This window comes from Undibacterium sp. GW821-FHT11B02, assembly GCF_058808955.1.
In genome coordinates, this window is the sequence record NZ_JBXASD010000012.1 from 187,044 (window position 1) to 205,482 (window position 18,439).

The 18,439-nt window shown below is 48.9% G+C and carries 21 protein-coding genes; 14 read left to right on the top strand and 7 right to left on the bottom strand.

Annotated features, from left to right (window positions below; all coding sequences use genetic code 11):
• The first annotated feature begins 527 nt into the window (after positions 1-527).
• Positions 528-1,310 carry a GntR family transcriptional regulator gene (locus AC1RVX_RS23710; protein ID WP_493219053.1) on the top strand — a complete coding sequence of 261 codons (783 nt, stop codon included), beginning with the start codon at positions 528-530 and terminating at the stop codon, positions 1,308-1,310.
• Positions 1,311-1,362: 52 nt separating this feature from the next.
• Here AC1RVX_RS23710 and AC1RVX_RS23715 read toward each other — a convergent pair whose 3' ends face one another.
• Positions 1,363-2,295 (bottom strand): carbohydrate kinase family protein, encoded by a 933-nt coding sequence (locus tag AC1RVX_RS23715; RefSeq protein WP_493219054.1) that lies wholly within the window; start codon positions 2,293-2,295, stop codon positions 1,363-1,365.
• Between the two features lie 415 nt (positions 2,296-2,710).
• Between AC1RVX_RS23715 and AC1RVX_RS23720 the strand changes: the two genes are divergently transcribed.
• The 3 genes from AC1RVX_RS23720 (at position 2,711) to AC1RVX_RS23730 (ending at position 5,605) form a co-directional block, all read left to right on the top strand.
• Positions 2,711-3,373, top strand: a complete 663-nt coding sequence (locus tag AC1RVX_RS23720) for a hypothetical protein (protein WP_493219055.1) — start codon at positions 2,711-2,713, stop codon at positions 3,371-3,373.
• 401 nt (positions 3,374-3,774) lie between these two features.
• Complete coding sequence (locus tag AC1RVX_RS23725; RefSeq protein ID WP_493219056.1) at positions 3,775-4,674, top strand: phasin family protein; 900 nt, start codon at positions 3,775-3,777, stop codon at positions 4,672-4,674.
• Positions 4,675-4,903: 229 nt separating this feature from the next.
• Positions 4,904-5,605: a hypothetical protein gene (locus AC1RVX_RS23730; RefSeq protein WP_493219057.1), complete on the top strand. Its 702-nt coding sequence runs from the start codon at positions 4,904-4,906 to the stop codon at positions 5,603-5,605.
• Between the two features lie 35 nt (positions 5,606-5,640).
• On the opposite strand, the gene AC1RVX_RS23735 is transcribed toward AC1RVX_RS23730, so the two are convergent.
• From AC1RVX_RS23735 to AC1RVX_RS23745, 3 genes are all read right to left on the bottom strand, one after another.
• The gene (locus AC1RVX_RS23735; RefSeq protein WP_493219058.1) at positions 5,641-6,168 is read right to left on the bottom strand and encodes a GNAT family N-acetyltransferase; all 528 of its coding nucleotides are present in this window, start codon (positions 6,166-6,168) and stop codon (positions 5,641-5,643) included.
• 125 nt (positions 6,169-6,293) lie between these two features.
• Positions 6,294-7,139 (bottom strand): PA4780 family RIO1-like protein kinase, encoded by an 846-nt coding sequence (locus AC1RVX_RS23740; RefSeq protein ID WP_493219059.1) that lies wholly within the window; start codon positions 7,137-7,139, stop codon positions 6,294-6,296.
• A 13-nt stretch (positions 7,140-7,152) separates the two neighbouring features.
• Positions 7,153-7,410, bottom strand: a complete 258-nt coding sequence (locus AC1RVX_RS23745) for a hypothetical protein (protein WP_493219085.1) — start codon at positions 7,408-7,410, stop codon at positions 7,153-7,155.
• 277 nt (positions 7,411-7,687) lie between these two features.
• Here AC1RVX_RS23745 and AC1RVX_RS23750 point away from each other — a divergent pair, with 277 nt between their 5' ends.
• From AC1RVX_RS23750 to AC1RVX_RS23790, 9 genes are all read left to right on the top strand, one after another.
• On the top strand, positions 7,688-8,515 hold the full coding sequence (locus AC1RVX_RS23750; RefSeq protein ID WP_493219060.1) for a plasmid replication/partition related protein: 828 nt from the start codon (positions 7,688-7,690) through the stop codon (positions 8,513-8,515).
• A 56-nt stretch (positions 8,516-8,571) separates the two neighbouring features.
• Positions 8,572-9,504: a fused MFS/spermidine synthase gene (locus AC1RVX_RS23755; protein ID WP_493219061.1), complete on the top strand. Its 933-nt coding sequence runs from the start codon at positions 8,572-8,574 to the stop codon at positions 9,502-9,504.
• Between the two features lie 51 nt (positions 9,505-9,555).
• Positions 9,556-10,326 carry a DUF1223 domain-containing protein gene (locus AC1RVX_RS23760; protein ID WP_493219062.1) on the top strand — a complete coding sequence of 257 codons (771 nt, stop codon included), beginning with the start codon at positions 9,556-9,558 and terminating at the stop codon, positions 10,324-10,326.
• Positions 10,327-10,471: 145 nt separating this feature from the next.
• On the top strand, positions 10,472-10,924 hold the full coding sequence (locus AC1RVX_RS23765; RefSeq protein ID WP_493219063.1) for a DUF2214 family protein: 453 nt from the start codon (positions 10,472-10,474) through the stop codon (positions 10,922-10,924).
• A gap of 229 nt (positions 10,925-11,153) precedes the next feature.
• On the top strand, positions 11,154-11,525 hold the full coding sequence (locus AC1RVX_RS23770) for a hypothetical protein (protein ID WP_493219064.1): 372 nt from the start codon (positions 11,154-11,156) through the stop codon (positions 11,523-11,525).
• A 205-nt stretch (positions 11,526-11,730) separates the two neighbouring features.
• Positions 11,731-12,081, top strand: a complete 351-nt coding sequence (locus AC1RVX_RS23775; RefSeq protein WP_493219065.1) for a LiaF transmembrane domain-containing protein — start codon at positions 11,731-11,733, stop codon at positions 12,079-12,081.
• Positions 12,082-12,109: 28 nt separating this feature from the next.
• Entirely contained in the window at positions 12,110-12,796 is a 687-nt protein-coding gene (locus AC1RVX_RS23780) for a LiaI-LiaF-like domain-containing protein (RefSeq protein WP_493219066.1), read from the top strand.
• 15 nt (positions 12,797-12,811) lie between these two features.
• The gene (locus AC1RVX_RS23785) at positions 12,812-13,879 is read left to right on the top strand and encodes a sensor histidine kinase (protein ID WP_493219067.1); all 1,068 of its coding nucleotides are present in this window, start codon (positions 12,812-12,814) and stop codon (positions 13,877-13,879) included.
• Positions 13,876-14,622 (top strand): LytR/AlgR family response regulator transcription factor, encoded by a 747-nt coding sequence (locus tag AC1RVX_RS23790; protein WP_493219068.1) that lies wholly within the window; start codon positions 13,876-13,878, stop codon positions 14,620-14,622. The genes AC1RVX_RS23785 and AC1RVX_RS23790 overlap by 4 nt, the downstream gene beginning before the upstream one ends.
• Positions 14,623-14,636: 14 nt before the next feature.
• On the opposite strand, the gene AC1RVX_RS23795 is transcribed toward AC1RVX_RS23790, so the two are convergent.
• Positions 14,637-15,494, bottom strand: a complete 858-nt coding sequence (locus tag AC1RVX_RS23795; RefSeq protein ID WP_493219069.1) for an HDOD domain-containing protein — start codon at positions 15,492-15,494, stop codon at positions 14,637-14,639.
• A 272-nt stretch (positions 15,495-15,766) separates the two neighbouring features.
• On the opposite strand from AC1RVX_RS23795, the gene AC1RVX_RS23800 reads away from it, so the two are divergent.
• The gene (locus AC1RVX_RS23800; RefSeq protein WP_493219070.1) at positions 15,767-16,057 is read left to right on the top strand and encodes a hypothetical protein; all 291 of its coding nucleotides are present in this window, start codon (positions 15,767-15,769) and stop codon (positions 16,055-16,057) included.
• Between the two features lies 1 nt (position 16,058).
• On the opposite strand, the gene AC1RVX_RS23805 is transcribed toward AC1RVX_RS23800, so the two are convergent.
• Together AC1RVX_RS23805 and AC1RVX_RS23810 are read right to left on the bottom strand one after the other, a co-directional pair.
• A complete protein-coding gene (locus tag AC1RVX_RS23805; protein WP_493219071.1) occupies positions 16,059-16,613 on the bottom strand; it encodes a winged helix DNA-binding protein in 555 nt (184 codons plus the stop codon).
• Between the two features lie 159 nt (positions 16,614-16,772).
• A complete protein-coding gene (locus AC1RVX_RS23810) occupies positions 16,773-18,383 on the bottom strand; it encodes a methyl-accepting chemotaxis protein (protein WP_493219072.1) in 1,611 nt (536 codons plus the stop codon).
• Between the last annotated feature and the right edge of the window lie 56 nt (positions 18,384-18,439).

The window sequence follows — 18,439 nt, forward strand, 5'->3', positions numbered from 1 at the left end:
ACAATGGATAACCGTTGAATTAATTTTATATTGGTATGTACCACTAATCAATAGAAAATGAAAAAATATTCCATTTTTCATATAAATTGTCTTTTAACCCGCATATTTAATGGTTTATATTAATTTTTTTAAAAAATAGACAATTGAAATCTCTTAACATTTTCATTGTAAATATTTTATATTGGTACGTACCTTTTAAATAAAACCATTTATTTACGCACCAAAAATGATCATATTAAGAAAGATTTCAAGGATGTCATTTTTATCTTCAGCAGGATTTTCAAAGTTGGTACGCTCCAATGTGCGAAAATCGTGCTCATTCCAAGGAAAATATGTTGATCAGTGCAAAAATATGTGAAAATTGGTATGCACCTTGAATACAGCCAATGCAACCAGACTCCAATAAACTCAAGTCAATACCTCAATTATTAAAAAGAAGAGCCACAACGGAGATCGTGGAAATGCAAGAGTGGAAGCGTTCATATCAGGAAGCGCTTTTATAGAAATAGAAAGGAATAGAGGAGATTATGCGTACCAAGAGACAAAGCAGCGATTCAATCCCCGCCAACCAGAATCCGGCTGACAAACCGTCTGCCCCCTTATATCGGCAACTGGCTGAAACTTTGCAACTGCATATGGAGTCCGGGAAGATTGCCCCAAATGAACCCTTGCCCGCAGAAAGAGATCTTGCGATCAGTTTTAAAGTCAGCCGGGATACCGTCAGAAAGGCGATACGCCTTTTGGAAGAACGTGGTGTCTTGTATAGTGACCACGGACGAGGCACTTTCGCGGCACCTGCGGCAGTACGCCAAATGTCCCGTTTTTTAGACAGCTTTTCGGAAGACACACTCAAACGAGGTGGCACGCCTGGTCAAAAAATCCTGTCCATGGAAAACGTAGCGGCCAATATGGCAATTGCCAGCCTTTTGCATGTGGAGGCACATGTCCCGCTATTACGCATCAAACGTTTGCGCTTGATGGATGACACGGTGGTAGGTTTGCAAGATTCCTATTTACATCTTCCACAAGGTGCACGGCTGGAGCGCAAAGAGCTGGAGCGGGCCGGCTCTCTTTATCGCCTGCTGATAGACAAGTTTTCTATCGAACCATCAGAAAGCCTTGAGAGCGTCGGCGCAATTGCCGCCTCCGCAGACGATGCCGCACTATTAGGTGTCGGGCCTGGCACTCCTCTGCTGGTGTGTGAGCGCGTCATGCTCTCGGACAGACGTGAACCCATTGAATATTGCGAAATGAAGTATGTGCCATCGTACCGCTACAAAACACGTATCAATAAATGGAGTAATGGCTAAGCGAATTCCCCTGTAGCGAGAGATAGCAGGGGCACAAAAAAGCTGGGCTGGATCACAAAGCAAGTCTGGCTTCCACCTGCGCTCTGGTCGGCAAAGCAGACCGTGCCCCTGTCTTCTCCAGCGCAAAGCTACCAGCGGCGCAAGCAAATCGCAAAGCTGCTGCCAATGACAAGCCGTCAAACAGGGCAACCAGAAATGCCCCATTAAAACAATCTCCCGCTCCAGTACTGTCAATTACGGTCGTATGAAATGCAGCCGCCTCAACCGCAAGGTCACCACTAACCGCCATTGCCCCGCGAGAACCACAGGTAACGACCAGTATCTGTTGCTTGGTATGAAGAATATCCTGCATAGCCCTCAACTGCGGCGCTTCTTCAAAAATACTCAGATAAGTCGCCTCATTCATGAATACGATGTCACACATCGCCATGAGCTTGCGCATATGCTCCCGGTCACTGATCATTGCCGCCTCTACATCAATGGCGACGATGACTCCAGCCTGGCGCGCCAGGCTTTGAACAGTTACAAATTCTTCCATGTCGTAGGGCATGGCATATAGCAACCGACTCTGTGTCAAGGCATGATAAAGAGGCGCTCCAATTTGCTCAGTTCCTGGCATTGGTGAATAAATCAGGGCTTTTTCACCACTGCTCTCCACCATGATAATAGCAAGTGAAGAGGCAGTATCTGGAACCTTCTTAAGTTGTTCAACGCTGACTCCGAACCGGGAAAATTCACGTGTCAAAAACACGCCTTCACTGTCATCACCGACTCTTCCATAGGCTTGCGTCATCAAGCCCAGATTGCTTGCTGCACAAGCGACATTCGCGACTGTTCCACCAGCAAATTGTCCAAGCCGACGGCCCAATACCTTCTCGTCAGCACCGGGGGCATGATTAACAGCAAAAACCAGGTCGACATTGGGGTCACCAAAAGCCAACATATCCCATCGACGAGGTGACGGCAATCCCATTTTCTCCAGCATTTAACTCTCCTTGCCTAAACTGAATTCACTGCGCTATTGGAAATGACATCAGCTCATTGACATACTGCCAGAACCGGTCCGCGCCTGTTACCCATACAACCTGGAGTCAACAAGTGATGTTGCACACAAACATCGACTGCTCGCATCAGCCATCACTTCACTTGCAAGCAGCTCATTTCCTTTTCAATAAGCAATGCTGAAACTCCACATTTTACTATATCACTCAATATTACAGTGGTATGTACCATTATTCAATAATCGCTAAAGAAAATGCCGATTTTTATGCAGCCGTATTCAATAATTTATGAATGTTTAAAATAAGAAATTAATCATTTTAAATCTAAATCTTAAAAAATTTGACAACTCATATATTGGTACGTACCATATTAAATAAATCAACCAATATTTTTCCAACATGTCCTCATCCAACTCAAAACCCGTCTTTCTGACATTTACAGGTGCAGATACAATAGATTTGATCCCCGAGATGCAAGCAATCTCAAGCCAATATTCAGTTGAATGGGGAATACTTATTGATCCGGCACGGGAAGGGGTTCCTCTGTTTCCGGATAAAAAAACCCGCCAGGCGATGCAAACAAGCGGTCTTCGGCTCTCTGCCCATGTTTGCGGTGAGCTGGCACAGGCAATTGCAGAGGGCAGCGATCCTGGCTTTGATTTCTCAGGATATTCTCGCGTACAGATTAACCATGGCCGCGCCGGAAGCAGTGAACAGGAAATTCAGAACTGTCATTTGTTTGGAGCACGTCATGGCGTACGCCCCGCGTTGCAGTCTCAAGGTGCATTTCCCAATGATGGCCGGGTAGATTGGTTATATGACGTCTCTTTTGGAAATGGAGTCAAACCCTCAATGTGGCCACAACTTCTACACGCTCATCCTTTTTGCGGATTTTCCGGGGGAATTGGCCCTGCATCGATCCAGGAAGTTTTGCAAGCACTTGTTATCGCGCCTGACACGCCATATTGGTTGGACATGGAATCGGGCGTACGTACAAATAATCAATTTGACACGTCTAAATGTCGCATGGTCTGCGAAATGACGTTTCAATTCCCGACTTGAACAAAGTGAACAGAAATTGGCCCATTTTGCCAGCACCACCGCCCCCTGTCGTAGAGGGTGAATCGCGACTCCTCAGTAATCCTGATGCAAGCATGCCCGTCCATGAGTCCAGTCCACTTCCAATCCCGATCAATTTACCCACAGCTCATAAACACCTCTTCTTGCCCCTCCCAAAAATATGCTCATATATTAATATAAGCCCCAACCGCAACTGACAATTGTTCTTTCCATAGAGGATGCAACTATCTAGATATTGCAATGCAAAAATAGTGCTTACAAATTAAGCATTTAAGCGATAGAATGCAAGACCATATACAAATGCTGCATTGCGTCAATATCTGATGCAACATGGCAATGTATATTGCATTACTTACCTACCCTTATCCACTCTGGAGAGTTTCATGTCTTTGCTTACTGAACAATTGTCATCTGCTGCCCAGAACCAGTTTGCGACACAAATCGCGGTTTTCCGGGCATTCTCGCAATCTGCATTTGGTGGACTGGAAAAACTGATTGCCCTGAATTTCAATTTGGCAAAACAGTCATTCGACAATGCAAATACTGTCACGCATGAACTGCTCGCCATCAAAGAGCCGCAAGAAATTCTGGCCTTTAGCCGTGCGCATAGTCAGCCACAGTTGGACAAAATTCTGTCCTATGGCCGCGAACTGGCAAGCATCACCAGCGATACGCGGGCAGAATTGTGGCAGGCTGTCAGTTCCCATGTGCCGGCCGCTGCGACCAGCACTGACAACACTGTTGCTGCACTGGTAGTAAAAACTACCCCCAAAAAACCAGCTGTGGCAAAACCTATCGCTGCTATCAAACAATTGCCTTTACTGGCGGAACCAGAAGCCAAGCCTGCATTCAAGGCAAAAACTGCCGGCAAGCCAGAAATAAAGCCGGTTGCAAAAGCGAGCGCCAAGAAAGCAGCTCCTATCAATATAAGCAAACCCGTAGCAGCGGCCAAGGTGCAACCAGCAGCGATAGAAAAAACAGCTGAAAAGAAAATCTCGAAAAAAGCTAGCCTGCCAAACAGCGCAAGCACGGCAGCAACACCTGCTACGACCACTGCGTCCCCGAAAAAAAGCGTCTCCAAACCGTCGGTAGCCCCTGTTGAAACAGCTCCCGCAGCAGTTGATGCCAGTTCTGCACCAGAGAAAAAATCTGCTGTGAAGTTTCCTTTCCCTGTCGTGCCAAAATCAAAAGCTGGCACACCCGCATTCCCGAATACCGCAACCCCGGCATACAAAGCAAAATCCAGTTCTGCGACCGGTGCCAAAAAGCGCGTACGTCAATAGAACTCATGTCATTAATAGGAACGAGCCCAGAACTCATTCCACGAAAAGACCGCTGTTGCGCTTAAGCACAACAGCGGTCTTTTTACACATACCTGCGGCAAAACCACATTTAGGTGGTATCGACGTTGAAATATGACAACATTCCGGCAACTGCGCAGTAAAATAAGGCATCAAACTTTGCGACAATAAAATGAAATTCCTTTCACTCGCAATTCTGGTGACGTTTTGGATGCTCAGCCCAGTTTTGGCTGCAGATGAAACTGTTACTGTCGCATGGCGTATCAAGCCGCCGCACCAGTATATTGAAAATGGAGTAGAAAAAGGAATCTTGCTGGAACGCGCCAAGCAGGTTTTTACCGTAGCACAAATCCCGCATCACTTTGTTGAAGAACCGGCCAAACGTATCTGGAGTAATTTTTCCAGTGGTAGTAAAAACTATTGTTCATTCGGTTGGTACAAGATCCCTGAACGTGAACAGCTGGTACAGTTTTCCGACATCTTTCATACTGACCCACCACACACCTTGTTAGTCAGCCCTGCGGCCATTAAGCAAGTGTCTGCACATCGCAGCCTTGCCAGCTTGATGGCTGATCGCAGCCTCACTCTGGGCGTGGTGGATGCTGTATCCTATGGGCCAGCACTGGACGCCATGATCAAATCCAGCAAAAACAAGGTAGAACGCAGCACCACCTTACCGATGATCATGGCACGTATGGTGGGTGCCAACCGCGCATCCTATATGCTGATTGATCGCGAAGACTGGGAATACCTGAAAGATAAAGAAGACAGTCTGCACCAGACCACGCAAATGGATTTGGCAGGCATGCCGGCAGGATTAAATCGCTATATCGTCTGTAGCAAAGACGTGCCGCCTGAACAGATGCAGAAGATCAATGCAGCAATACAGAAAGTATTTCGGAGCAAGAAATAGTACCAGCCGTCACCTCGCAAGGTGATGCGCTGGTATCAAAGCACTTCCCACTCATTTCTCAACAAGGCATACATCGCAATATCTTCATGCTTGCCACGACAGAAAATCGCACCGCGAGCAATGCCTTCTTTGGTGTAACCGCAATTAATGGCCACTTTTTCTGATGCGCGGTTACCCACACTCATGTGGATTTCGAGGCGGTTGATCAGCAGGGTTTTGAACAGGTAATCAGTCAACAGTTTCACTGCCTCGGTCATGACACCTTTGCCGTGCAGGTTTTTGACAAACAGGCCGTAGCCGATTTCCCTGGCATTGAAATAGGGTACGGTCTTGAAATGGAAGACGCGCCCGATAATCTTCTCATCATCGTCAATGATCAGAAACGTCTCGCACATATCCTTGGAACGCGACTCGTCCTCATATTTCTTTTCTGCGACGCCCGGCAACATGATATCCAGCGGTAAATAATCGCCCTTGGCATCCGGATGATTCATCAAATCAAGCAGTGTTGCCACATCTTCTTTTCTGACATGGCGCAGGTAAAAACAGCTTCCTTTAATCATGCATATGCTCCTCTGCAAGTATCCAAAGAGATTGAAGCCATCCATGCGAATGTCCTGTATGGTAGCCAATGAACAAGTATGGACATGCAATCAAGGCAAGAGTTCCCCACCAGAATTCCTGCGACTTACATTTCCAGCAGGCGCCTTTGCCGCTCTTTTTCTTCCAGGATGGCAGATTCGATTTCTTCCAGCACGGCACCCACGTCAACCGGGCGCTTGTCGATTGCAACCTTGCCTGTCAACACGGCTTCAGGTGTCAGTAAGCCAGCGACATACAGCTTCCAGATTTCCTTGCCATATTGGGTGCCCAGCAGTTCAGGAGCAAACTGACCGAAATAAGTCGCCAGATTGCGTACATCACGTTCCAGCAAGACGGCAGCCTCGGTATTGCTGGCAGCATCAATCGCCTGCGGCAAGTCAATAATGACCGGGCCTTCGGCATCGACCAGAATATTGAATTCAGACAAATCCCCATGTATCACGCCGGCGCACAGCATCAGCACGACCTGATGCAGCAACTGGGCGTGATAATCCAGCGCCAATGCCGGTGACAGTTCTATGTCATTCAGACGTGGTGCGGCATTGCCATCGGCATCGGTGACCAGGTCCATCAGCAGCACGCCTTCAAAACAGATATATGGCCGTGGCACCTTGACGCCAGCGGCTGCCAGTTTGTACAGGGCATCCACTTCGGCGTTCTGCCAGACTTCTTCCTGCATCTTGCGACCATAGCGTGTACCTTTTTCCATGGCGCGCGCCTGACGGCTGTTTTTGACCTTGCGTCCTTCCTGATACGAAGCGGCATTCTTGAAACTGCGCTGGCTGGCTTCTTTATAGACCTTGGCACAACGAATTTCTTCGCCGCAGCGAACTACATACACGGTCGCTTCTTTTCCGCTCATGAGCTGGCGCATGACTTCATCGAGCAAGCCCTCTTCCTGCAAGGGCTGCAGTCGTTTTGGTGTTTTCATTCTTGGGGGCCGCTCACGCCTTGCGTGGCTTGCCGCCAGTTTTCACCAATTTGACTGGTGCATGTCCACGCGACTTGTTGCGCATGTCGTAGATTGCCTTGGCGTCCAGCTCTGCCCTTTCTTGCGTACGCATGGCGGGAATATCGTCATGCAGGGTAAAAAAGTCGGCCGCCTGGGCACGCATCACGTGCTTGATGGCTTCATCATCGCTGAGATCAAATCGTTCAGTCATTAAAGTGGTGACTTCATCCAGATATTCTTCATAGGTCATCATCGTATTTTTTCCTGTCTGTTATGAAGTGCTTGGCGTTAACGCATCAAATGGATATAAAAAAGGGTACAAAAATAGCCAAAAAGATACATAAGCTGTGCCAAATACACAATCATTGCGTTTGGCACAATTGTATTTGGGCTGTGCCGACTCCAGCTTCATCAATAAAGTCTGCACAAAGGAGAAGTATTGTACACGTGCTGCCTGCTCACAACGGTAAGCTGTGAAATCTCGGCTACAATGCCGCCTTTCAGGAAATATCCAACAAGAGTTACGTATGAGCATAGTCATCCATGAGGCGCTGCGCGCCTATATCGATCCCCTGACAGAGCACGAATTCGCCGCGCTCGAGCGCAGCATCCTCACAGAAGGTTGCCGCGATGCACTGGTGTGCTGGGGCGACATCCTGATCGATGGCCATAATCGCTACGCCATCTGCCAGCGCCATGATCTGCCCTACAAAACCGTACAAAATGATAATTTTAGCAATATTGAAGATGTACAACTGTGGATGATAGACAACCATCTGGCACGCCGCAGTGTTTCTGACTTCCAGCGTGGCATGTTGGCTCTGCGCAAGAAAGAAATCGTCACCAACCGCATGAAGGCACAGGAAGAACAGCCAGCGCCGGATACGCCGGAAAGCGAAGTCGCAGTCCCAGTCATCAAGCCCACCCAAAGCCGCCAGGAAATCGCCAGGGTTGCCGGCATCAGCAGCAATGCCGTGGTGCAGATAGAAAAGATACAAAGGGCAGCCGCGCCAGAACTGGTGCAGGCAGTACGTGATGGTACTATTTCCATCAGCGCAGCTGCTGCCATTGCCTCTTTGCCCAGCGATGAACAGGTCGCCGCTGTAGCAGGTGGCCGCAAGGAACTGCAACAGGCAGCAAGACAAATCAGGGAAAAGGCTCGCGAACACAAAGCGCCCCCCAAAGTCAGCGAAGCTGCCGCCGCTGCTGCCAACGTCACTGCAGATCATCAAACCGCCAGGGTACAGACCCAGGATGAAGTCAGTGCCCTGCGCCAGCAAGTACAGAGCCTGCAAATGGAAAATAGTGAATTGCAACGCCAGATCGCTGCCCTGAAAGAACAACTGGCTGCTTGATCATCAGTAAAGCCAGCAAGTAGCAACCGCACAAAACCGTGGGTATGGGTATAAATATGGGAATGGCAAAAAAGCGCGCAAGTTTGTCCAGCCTGTTTTTGAACAAGCCATCCGGGGCCGAACTGGATCATATGCGTCGCCTGGAAGCCTTGCAGCAAGCGCATCAGGGCCGACCTTTTTATGTCGATGACGACAATTTGCGTATGATGTACCTTAACCCCAAATGCATGCAGAGCGTCATGAAACTGGATGCACCAGACGAATTGGTCTGTGCCTATTCGCGCGCCGTCATGGGATTTTTGCTGTTTCATCCCAAACCTTCGCATATTTTGCTGATAGGTTTGGGTGGTGGTTCCCTCGTCAAATACTGTTATCACCATCTGCCCGATTGCCGCATCACTGTGCTGGAAATCAATGCTGACGTGATCGCCATGCGCGAGCGGTTCATGTTGCCGGCAGACGACGAACGCCTGCATATCATTCACTGCGATGCCATCAGCCATTTGCAGGAACATGCCTATAAAGCCGATGTCATCCTGCTGGATGCCTATGATGAGGACGGTCTGGTGGTCGCGCTCAACACGGCAGAATTTTATGCCACCTGCCAGCGTCAGTTGACTGCCGACGGCATCCTTGTTGCCAATGTCTGGGGCAAACCCAGCGCACTGGCCGGCATGCTGAGCCGCCTGCGCCACGTATTTAATCGCCAGGTCTGGTGGAGCCGCTCTGAAGACAGCTACAACCTCATCGTCTTTGCAGTCAAGGGTAATACCACACCCATACCGATGGAAGCCGACAAACATCCCCCTCTGCAACTGGAGCAACTGGCAGCGCGCCTGATCTGTCTTGATCCCCGCACCTCATTTAAGCAACCAGAAGAAGAATTGCATGCACTCAAACAAAGTCTCGGCAGCATCATGGTGGCAGATGACAAAGTACCCCAAACCTATGCAGGTTGGAAAAAGTTGGTAACACAGCAGCAACTGTAAGTTAATCGAAGCTTTTTCGACTAATCTGAAGCTTAGTCATAAGGAGCACCCGTGAAACCCCTATTCCTGATCAGTTTGCTTGCCTGCGTTACCAGCAACCCCTTGCTAGCCGCCGACATCTGCAGCAAAACCAGCCCCAGTCACACCGTCGCCCTGCTGGAACTGTATACCTCCGAAGGTTGCGACAGTTGCCCGCCTGCCGATAAAACCATCAGTCGCCTGTACCAAAGCACGGGACTGAACAGTGATCAGGTGATACCAGTATCCCTGCATGTGGATTACTGGGATTATTTGGGCTGGAAAGATATCTTTGCCAAACAGCTCTTCACTGAAAGGCAACATAGTCTGGCAGACCTGGCAGGCAGCCGTTCAGTCTATACGCCGGAAATTTTTCTGGCAGGAAAGGAAGTGCACAGTTGGCGCAATGGTCTGACTGACGGCATCAAGCGCATCAATCAAAAACCGGCGACCGCCAAACTGCGCCTGGGTATAGAAAAACTGGCCGACAATACACTGTATGTCAATCTGCAAGGTAATAGCATGCAGGACGCCAGCCTTTACTTCAGTCTGGTTGAACAGGGCCTGGTCAGCAAGATACAGGCAGGTGAAAACCGAGGTGCCACCTTGCAGCATGACTACGTTGCCAGAGAATGGGGTGAAGCCTACAAGCTAAGCGCAGGCAAGGCCGCAAGCTATGCTGCCCAACTGGGCATACCTGCCAGCGCCAAACGTAAAAACCTGTCCTTACTGGCATTTGCGCAAGACAGGCAAGGCAACATCTTGCAGGCAGTCAGTCTGCCATTGTGCGAAAGCCTGCAATAGCTTTAAAACTGCTTCACACCGTTTTATGAGGGCTTGGCGACAAATTTACCTGCATTGGTCTTAGGTTTAAGGCAAGCAGGTGACAGATAGTTTAGACTTTCTTCATTCGCAGTTGTTGCCATCTATCTTGCCAGGAGCCAAGCAAATGAATCTGCTAGTCGCCTTTTTACACCACCTCGCCGCATTCGCCCTGGTCAGTTCACTGGTCGCAGAAATGATGTTGATACGCCAGCCTTTAAGCCTGTCATCTGCAAAAAGCCTGCGTATTCTCGATGGTATCTATGGCGTAAGTGCCATGCTCATCCTGGTCATGGGCATATTGCGCGTCATCTATTTTGAGAAAGGTGCTGCTTATTATCTGCACAATCATGCCTTCATGCTCAAGATGACTGCCTTTATCGCCGTCGGTTTGCTATCCATCTATCCAACCATGATCTTCCTGCGCTGGGCCCCTGCATTGAAGCAAAATCAGTTACCGCTGATAAGCCCGGCACAGGTCAAGAATATACGCAGGGTTTTGCATCTGGAATTGGCAGGTGTCGTCGTCATTATTCTGGGTGCAGTGCTGATGGCGAAAGGTGCTGGTTTTACGGGCTGACAATGTAGAGATACAAAATCTACCTTCCGTGCGTTCATATTTGCTGCAGAAACGAGCAACAGCAATTGCCAGCCAGTTGTTTTAAACCAAATTGTATGGAAGAAAAGTTGTATAACTGACTGAATTCTGGCAAGCTTTCCCAAAAGACATGTGGCTTCCAACAATCGCATGCCTTCAAAAACGAGATGATGTCGCCCTGGTTGGCATCACGGCTTTTCAGGACTTCGCCATGTACGATGAAAATGACTTCTTTGCAGTATCCAAGTTCTTGAAACTGGGCATCAAAATCACGTTCAGAAATCCCATGGGTCAAAATCCATCGTTTCAAAGCAGCTTCCCTACCCCCAAGGGTACCACCGTTACCCTGGATGAAAAAAGCCTGTATGACGTTGAACGCAAATTACGCGCTTTGATAGGCAGCGATGTACCTGTCAAAACCAAAGTAGCCCCGTTTGTCTATCTGGGTACGAATTTTCGTGGTTTGCTGTACTGCACCAAAGGTTCCAATGAATATATCGTGCAGGAAACCCATGATCTGTTTGGTACGGAATCCAAGCGCATCGTGCGCACTGCTGAGCATTTCATTCAGTTACTGAGCTAAAAAACCAGGCAGTGGCAAAACAGGCTGACAACACGCCTCGTCAACCAACAAAGCCCTTCTCTCAAGCGCCAATTACCGACAATTTGCGCCATTCGCCGACTTGGACGCGACAAACACGCCCCCCTTGCGTATCTTGACTTCACCGGACAAAACAATGGTCGACAGCATTCGCCAGGTCCGCAACGAGTTAAAGAAAGGAAGTCGTATGACGAATGAAATGAACAATCAAAATATCAGCAAAGGTAATTTCTTCTTTGGACTGACACTGATCGTTGCCGGTTGTGTGTTCCTGCTGGATCATATGGACATCCTCAATGCCATGGACTACTGGTTTCTGTTACCAGCCATGATAGCCATAAGCGGTCTGGTTGACGTCATCAGCCCAGGTAAACCCCAGCATATTGCCAAAGGCTGCTTCAATCTGGTATTCGCATTCTGGCTATACGTATCGATAGAACATATGTGGGGCTGGAGTTTTTATACCAGTTGGCCACTGCTGCTGATCGCCTTTGGATTGCAGCATTTCATTGGTGGCTTGCTGGCTGCACGCAAATAAAAAGACATTTTAACTAAGGACTATCATCATGAACAACAATAACGCGCAGGGACGCATTTTGGTTGGTGCCATACTCTTGATTTTTGGCACGCTGGCCTTGCTGGACAATCTGGATATTTTCCACACCCGCGACATTTTCCACTTCTGGCCCATGGTATTCATCATCGTCGGCGTATTGAAAATTTCAAAAAGCGACAGTACCGCAGGGTATATTATTGGCGGTGGCTTCATCGTTCTGGGTAGCATGCTGACATTGCAGTACATGGGCATCATTCACTTCCGCATGCGTGACTTGTGGCCAGTCTTTCTGATCTTCGCTGGCCTGATGGTAATCTTCAAAGGTAAACTGGGTGATAAGGATCTCTACCGCAATGGAGAGGTGAATCAGGATTCTGTATGCAATATCGTCGCGGTCATGAGTGGTAACAAGTTGCAAAACAGCTCGCAAGATTTCAAAGGTGGTGAAATCAATGCCGTCATGGGTGGTGTCGAGCTGGATTTGCGTCAGGCGTCCATACAGTCGGAAGCAACCCTGAATGTCTTCGCCATGTGGGGTGGCATAGTACTGAAAGTGCCGAATGACTGGACAATCATCAGCCATGGCTCGCCGATACTGGGTGGCTTTGACGACAAAACCGTACCGCCTATGCTGAATGCGAAAAAATTGTATATCAAAGGCTATGCCGTCATGGGTGGCGTCGAAATCAAAAACTGAAGCGTATAGACTTGCATGCATCCCATATTGTCAGATTTCCGTCGCTTCCTGCTATATATCGTCGCCTGCCTGCTGATGGGTGTCGGTATTGCCAGGTTGCTGGTGGTGGCGGAGCTGACAAATATGTCCTACGCACTGCTGTTTTCCTTGCCGCTGGCCTTGATCAACGGCTTTCTGGCTTCATCCGCCTATTTTGTCTGCCGCTCTCTACCCATTGCACATCGAAGGATGGTGACTGCCGTGCTGGTATTTGGCAGCGCATCACTGGTTTCCGGATTGAGTTGGCTGGGCATCAGCCATGGTTGGAACATGGTAGTGTTCTTCCTGCTGGAAGATGGGGCTGAGCTTCAAATAACACCCCATCTGTCGGCACTGTTTTTCCTGGCTGGATTTGCCTTGTATATGCTGGCCCTGTTGGCCTTCGATCTGTATATCGCCTTTAACAATATGCGTGAGGCAGATCAGCGTGAGGCTGCATCACGCCTGCTGGCAAGGGACGCCGAACTACAAGTTCTGCGCTCGCAGATAGACCCGCATTTTCTTTTCAACAGCCTCAATTCCATCAGTGCACTGACAGCGATTGATCCAGCCAGCGCCCGCACCATGACGATAGCACTGGCCGATTTTTTTCGCCAGACTCTGTCGATTGCTGAAAAAGAAAAGATCAGCCTGAATGACGAATTGCGTTTGTGTGAAAATTTCCTGGCGGTGGAAAAAATCCGTTTCGGCAAAAAACTGGGAAACACATTTGAGATCAGCGCCGATGCAGGACAGGCTTTGATACCGCCAATGATTTTACAGCCCTTGCTGGAAAACGCCATCAAGCATGGCATACGCAACCTGCCACAAGGCGGTGTCATCACTCTCACCATTTTCAGGCGTGATCAATGGCTGCATATCTCGGTAAAAAACCCGGTCAGCAGTGAAGTCAGCAACAGCAAAGGTAATAACCTGGGTCTGCAAAATTTGCGTCAGCGTTTCGCCGCCATCTATGGCGAACAGGCACGTGTCACCTGGCAGCAAACAGAGAATGAATTTTTACTTGAAATGGCTTTGCCATATGAACAGGACAGACAGGCATGAATAAACGCTTACGGGTATTGATCGTGGATGACGAAGAGCTGGCACGCCGACTGTCAATCGAATACCTGCGTTCACATACTGACATAGAGATCGTTGGCGAATGTGAAACGGGCGTGGAAGCCGTGGACGCCATCAGCAGGCTGGACCCGGAGCTGATTCTGCTAGACATACAGATGCCGCAATTATCCGGCCTGGAAGTGCTGGAAGTGACCGGCAGGCGCAGCGGTGTCATCTTCACCACGGCCTATGACCAGTACGCGCTGAAAGCCTTTGATTTACATGCTGTCGATTACTTGCTGAAACCTTTTTCCCAGCAACGCTTCGACGAAGCACTGGCAAAGGCGCGCAAATTGCTGGTCCAGGAAAGCACTGAAAAGTTGGATAAACTGGTAGCACAACAAGGTAATCAACTGCAACGCCTGTTGATACGTGACCGTGGCCAGGTACATCATGTGCCGCTGGACAGCATAGAATATGTGGAGGCGCAGGACGATTACATCATCATCCATGCCGTGCAAAAATCATACATGAAAACCCAGAGCCTGTCAGAACTGGAAGCGCAACTGGATACCAGCAAATTCGTGCGCATACATCGTTCTTTTTTATTGCATATCACTGCGCTCAACAACATAGAGCGTGCCAGCAAAGACAGCCACGTAGCGATACTCAAATCCGGGGTGCAGATTCCGATCAGCCGCGCCGGGCATGAACGTATCAGGGCCTGCCTGGAAAGCCGGGGCTAGCCGAAAGCGTATTTTCAGTTGATGGCCTTCAAGACCAGAGCCAGCTCCGTCCGGGTAGCTTGCATCAGTTCATCAATATTTTCCGGAGTGATATTCAAGAGTTTGAAGCTAGCCGGAACCTTGTTCCAGTCCAGTTCAGCAATGGTCTCGTTGACGAAATGGGCATCAAGAAAATCAGCCACTGCCACCACATCAATCAAACCAACTTTATGGTTAGCGCCAGGATGATGGTCGCGATGATCCATGACGGCTATGCGTATATCTTCAGAAATTTCCCAATCTTCCAGTATTGCCGAACCGATGCTGGCATGCCAATGATCAATCAGTTCCCACAGCGTTTGCTCGGATGTGAACAAGTTCTGGTAATGATTGGCGCGATTCAATATGTAAAACTTGCCTATATCATGTAACAGGCCAGCCAACATGGCTTTGTCTGCACTTAGCCGCGTAAAGGTTCTGGCGATCACCATGGACAGGGCTGCCACTCGCAGGCTGCGTCGCCATAAGCCATCCATCTGGGTTGACAGGCTACCGTTGTACTTATTTTCAGCCAGTTGCTTCATGCCAATGGAAATGGCTATATTGCGCACAGCAGAAAACCCTAACATTACGGTAGCAGCCCGCAGGTCGGCAACCTTTTTACCCTGAGGGTTAAATGCGGCAGAATTGCTCATATGCAAAATTTTTGCTGACAAGACCGGCTCAGTACCAATAATCCGCGCCACCATGTCAGTGGAGATATCCGCCTGGCTCAATGCCTTGCGAATCTTCATGGTCGCACCCAGTGAAGTCGGAAATACCAGTTTTTTTGCAGACAGTTCTGCAGTAAACGCTTCCAAAAACGCAAATTCGGTATTTTTTTGATCTGTCATGATGGCAATCGAAATGCAGGCGATTTTTTATTGTACCTTGGGAAACCCTTTTTCATGTAGACAGGACAATAACAGCTGACTTGATTTATCAATTGTTGCCACTCATTGCCACTCATTGCCACTTACTGCCACTGAATGCCATTTAGGACCCGATTCAGGCGTTTCGTCGCATACCTGCTGCACAGGCAAGGTTGGCAATGTATTCTGCACTTATCGGCACTGCCAGGTGTCAACAAATCCCGATCAAAAACACCAGAGACGAGTGAGCCGCCATGAAATTTGCCAATACCGAACAGTTGATGATTTTCTTGCGCCAAAGCGCGCATGAGTTTTTTTATCTTTGTCGGAAAGTATTCGCAGTGCTGATGGGCCTGCCACTGCCACACCTGCTACTGATCTGTGTGGCAGTCGCCATTGCCCTGACCATATTGCCCCTGGCTTTGAGTCTCTTTATTACCTTCCTGATCTTCAAAGTGCTCATTCTCTTGCTGGTTGTCAGCCTGAAAAAAAACCGACAACAGCCCAAACAGATAGCGCATGTTAACCTAAAGCAAGAACCCTGATTTATAAGGAGGTGGCCGCCCTCGCAGCCTGCTCATACAACCCGGACAAGACACGCAGAAAACGCGCCAGCTCGCTCAGCTCAAAACTTTCTGTGCCATCACCGGTCAGTGCAGATACCAGTACCTGTTCACGCACGGCGGAATAACGCTGACAAACATCGCGACCGGCTTCATTGGTGGAATACAGTATTTCTTTACCACGCTTTTCTGTCTGCACCAGTGACAGCGCCTGCAATTTCTTCAGAGAATAATTGACGATGTGGGTATCTTCAATATTGAGGATGAAGGCAATGTCAGCCAGTTTCTTTTCCCGGGCCCGGTGGTTGATGTGGTGCAGAACCAATACATCGGTAATGGTCATGTCTTTCATGCCGACAGCAGCCATACACCTGACCGCCCAACGATTGAACGCATTGCTGGCGATGATCATGCCAAATTCAAATTCGCTCAATTCCGCACTCCGGCCTTCCGCCAGGTGAGAAGAAGAAACAATCGGCACTCTGGGTGTTGCTGGTGGACTCAGGCTGGTTTTTTTTGCAGGTTTTGTAGTGGACATAATGATTCTTCAAGTTATAAATTGATAAAAAGATGGCTACATTCGTCCTTTAATTTTAACTTTTTTAAGAAAATTAGCAGCTAATTTCTATCAATTTATCAATAAATAATCAGTAATCTATCTTTTTCCTCACACATTTTCTGCTGAAACAGCCAAAAATCAGGATATAGCCAACCTGGTTCTGCTATGCGTCAGCACCGGCATGGCTTGCCGGGATTTTTCCAGTTTGAAAACTGCGACGGTATCCACCAGTATTTCGGCTTCTTCCTGCATGCTTTTGGCAGCGGCGGCGGCCTGTTCCACCAACGCTGCGTTTTGCTGTGTCATCTCATCCATCATGCTGATGGCCTGGTTGACCTGCAAAATGCCGGTATTCTGTTCACGGCTGGCCGAGCTGATTTCGCTGACGATATTGGCCACATGCTGCACAGATGTTACGATATCCTGCATAGTGGCGCTGGCTTCACTTACCAATTTGCCGCCAGCATCCACCTGGCCCACCGAATCGACGATCAGGGTTTTGATTTCTTTCGCTGCACTGGCTGATCTTTGCGACAGATTGCGCACTTCTGCTGCCACCACGGCAAAACCCCTGCCATTTTCCCCGGCGCGGGCGGCCTCGACTGCCGCATTCAGGGCCAGGATATTGGTTTGAAATGCAATACCATCAATCACACCGATAATGTCAACAATCTTGTTGGAACTGGATTTGATCGCCCCCATGGTCTGCTCCACCTGCTGTATGACCTTGCCGCCCTTGCCTGCATGCTGGAAAGCCTTGTCAGCCAGCTGGTGCGCCTGGGCAGCATTTTCTGCATTCTGCCCCACGGTAGCGGTAAGCTGTTCCATCGAGGCCGCCGTTTCCTGTAAGCCCGATGCCTGCTGCTCAGTACGGTTGGATAGGTCCAGATTGCCATTCGCTATTTCACGCGAAGCAGAGCCGATTTTTTCTGAACTCTGCCTGACCTGCCCCACTGTACTGATCAGACTTTGGCTCATCTGATTCAGCGACGCTAACAGTTTTCCTGTTTCGTCATTGGTTCTGACTTCAATTTCTGCCCGCAAATCACCTCCAGCGACTGATTCCGCCACCAGGATGGCGGCATTCAGTGATGACGTAATCGTCCGCGTGGTGACGACGGCAATCAGTATCGCCACCACCCCGGCAATAGCCAGCAAGATGATCATCAGCACTTGTGCTGCACCGGATACGCTTGCCGCATCACTGCCACTGCGTTCCATCAATCCTGCTTGCCAGGCTACCAGTTGGTCCAGTGCTGAAAAATATTGATCCTGCAAGGGAGCAATTTCAGGCAACACCAGATCTTTGGCTTGCTCCGCTTCATTCTCGGCAACCAGTTTCAGAAATTTTTCCAGCACAGGTTGATAGCGCTGCTTTGCTGCCAGCACTGCCTGCAAGCGTTTTTTTTCTTCATCAGAATTGGCCAGTTTGCCAAACTTTTCCAGATCAAGGTCAATCTGTTTAGCCGCCTTGTCTATGGCAGATTGTTCCAGCTTTCTTTCGTCCAGGGTGGATAGCAGCAAAAGGCTTCTCAGACTGCGGGCGATGTGATCCAGGTCAGATTTGACGTGGTTAGCAACCGCCGTTTTTGGATAGACTTCCTTGACCACCAGATTCACACCCTGGTTGACACGCCCCAGTTGCGTGAATCCGGTCACCGTCAGTGCCAGCATCAACAAAATTACAACACCAAAACCCAGACCCAGTCTATGACCTATCTTCCAATTTTTGATGTATTTGTTCAGCATGGCGAGTCCTCAAAGGTGTAATCAAAAACAAAACTCATGTCTTCACCAAAATCGCA

What these genes read in the sequence shown, in the direction of transcription:
- AC1RVX_RS23745 (WP_493219085.1), bottom strand. Translation starts at nt 7,410, where the DNA reads ATGACCTATGAAGAATATCTGGATGAAGTCACCACTTTAATGACTGAA.
- AC1RVX_RS23765 (WP_493219063.1), top strand. Translation starts at nt 10,472, where the DNA reads ATGAATCTGCTAGTCGCCTTTTTACACCACCTCGCCGCATTCGCCCTG.
- AC1RVX_RS23785 (WP_493219067.1), top strand. Translation starts at nt 12,812, where the DNA reads ATGCATCCCATATTGTCAGATTTCCGTCGCTTCCTGCTATATATCGTC.
- AC1RVX_RS23725 (WP_493219056.1), top strand. Translation starts at nt 3,775, where the DNA reads ATGTCTTTGCTTACTGAACAATTGTCATCTGCTGCCCAGAACCAGTTT.
- AC1RVX_RS23740 (WP_493219059.1), bottom strand. Translation starts at nt 7,139, where the DNA reads ATGAAAACACCAAAACGACTGCAGCCCTTGCAGGAAGAGGGCTTGCTC.
- AC1RVX_RS23790 (WP_493219068.1), top strand. Translation starts at nt 13,876, where the DNA reads ATGAATAAACGCTTACGGGTATTGATCGTGGATGACGAAGAGCTGGCA.
- AC1RVX_RS23710 (WP_493219053.1), top strand. Translation starts at nt 528, where the DNA reads ATGCGTACCAAGAGACAAAGCAGCGATTCAATCCCCGCCAACCAGAAT.
- AC1RVX_RS23810 (WP_493219072.1), bottom strand. Translation starts at nt 18,383, where the DNA reads ATGCTGAACAAATACATCAAAAATTGGAAGATAGGTCATAGACTGGGT.
- AC1RVX_RS23770 (WP_493219064.1), top strand. Translation starts at nt 11,154, where the DNA reads ATGTACGATGAAAATGACTTCTTTGCAGTATCCAAGTTCTTGAAACTG.
- AC1RVX_RS23800 (WP_493219070.1), top strand. Translation starts at nt 15,767, where the DNA reads ATGAAATTTGCCAATACCGAACAGTTGATGATTTTCTTGCGCCAAAGC.
- AC1RVX_RS23715 (WP_493219054.1), bottom strand. Translation starts at nt 2,295, where the DNA reads ATGCTGGAGAAAATGGGATTGCCGTCACCTCGTCGATGGGATATGTTG.
- AC1RVX_RS23775 (WP_493219065.1), top strand. Translation starts at nt 11,731, where the DNA reads ATGACGAATGAAATGAACAATCAAAATATCAGCAAAGGTAATTTCTTC.
- AC1RVX_RS23735 (WP_493219058.1), bottom strand. Translation starts at nt 6,168, where the DNA reads ATGATTAAAGGAAGCTGTTTTTACCTGCGCCATGTCAGAAAAGAAGAT.
- AC1RVX_RS23780 (WP_493219066.1), top strand. Translation starts at nt 12,110, where the DNA reads ATGAACAACAATAACGCGCAGGGACGCATTTTGGTTGGTGCCATACTC.
- AC1RVX_RS23750 (WP_493219060.1), top strand. Translation starts at nt 7,688, where the DNA reads ATGAGCATAGTCATCCATGAGGCGCTGCGCGCCTATATCGATCCCCTG.
- AC1RVX_RS23795 (WP_493219069.1), bottom strand. Translation starts at nt 15,494, where the DNA reads ATGACAGATCAAAAAAATACCGAATTTGCGTTTTTGGAAGCGTTTACT.
- AC1RVX_RS23730 (WP_493219057.1), top strand. Translation starts at nt 4,904, where the DNA reads ATGCTCAGCCCAGTTTTGGCTGCAGATGAAACTGTTACTGTCGCATGG.
- AC1RVX_RS23755 (WP_493219061.1), top strand. Translation starts at nt 8,572, where the DNA reads ATGGGAATGGCAAAAAAGCGCGCAAGTTTGTCCAGCCTGTTTTTGAAC.
- AC1RVX_RS23805 (WP_493219071.1), bottom strand. Translation starts at nt 16,613, where the DNA reads ATGTCCACTACAAAACCTGCAAAAAAAACCAGCCTGAGTCCACCAGCA.
- AC1RVX_RS23720 (WP_493219055.1), top strand. Translation starts at nt 2,711, where the DNA reads ATGTCCTCATCCAACTCAAAACCCGTCTTTCTGACATTTACAGGTGCA.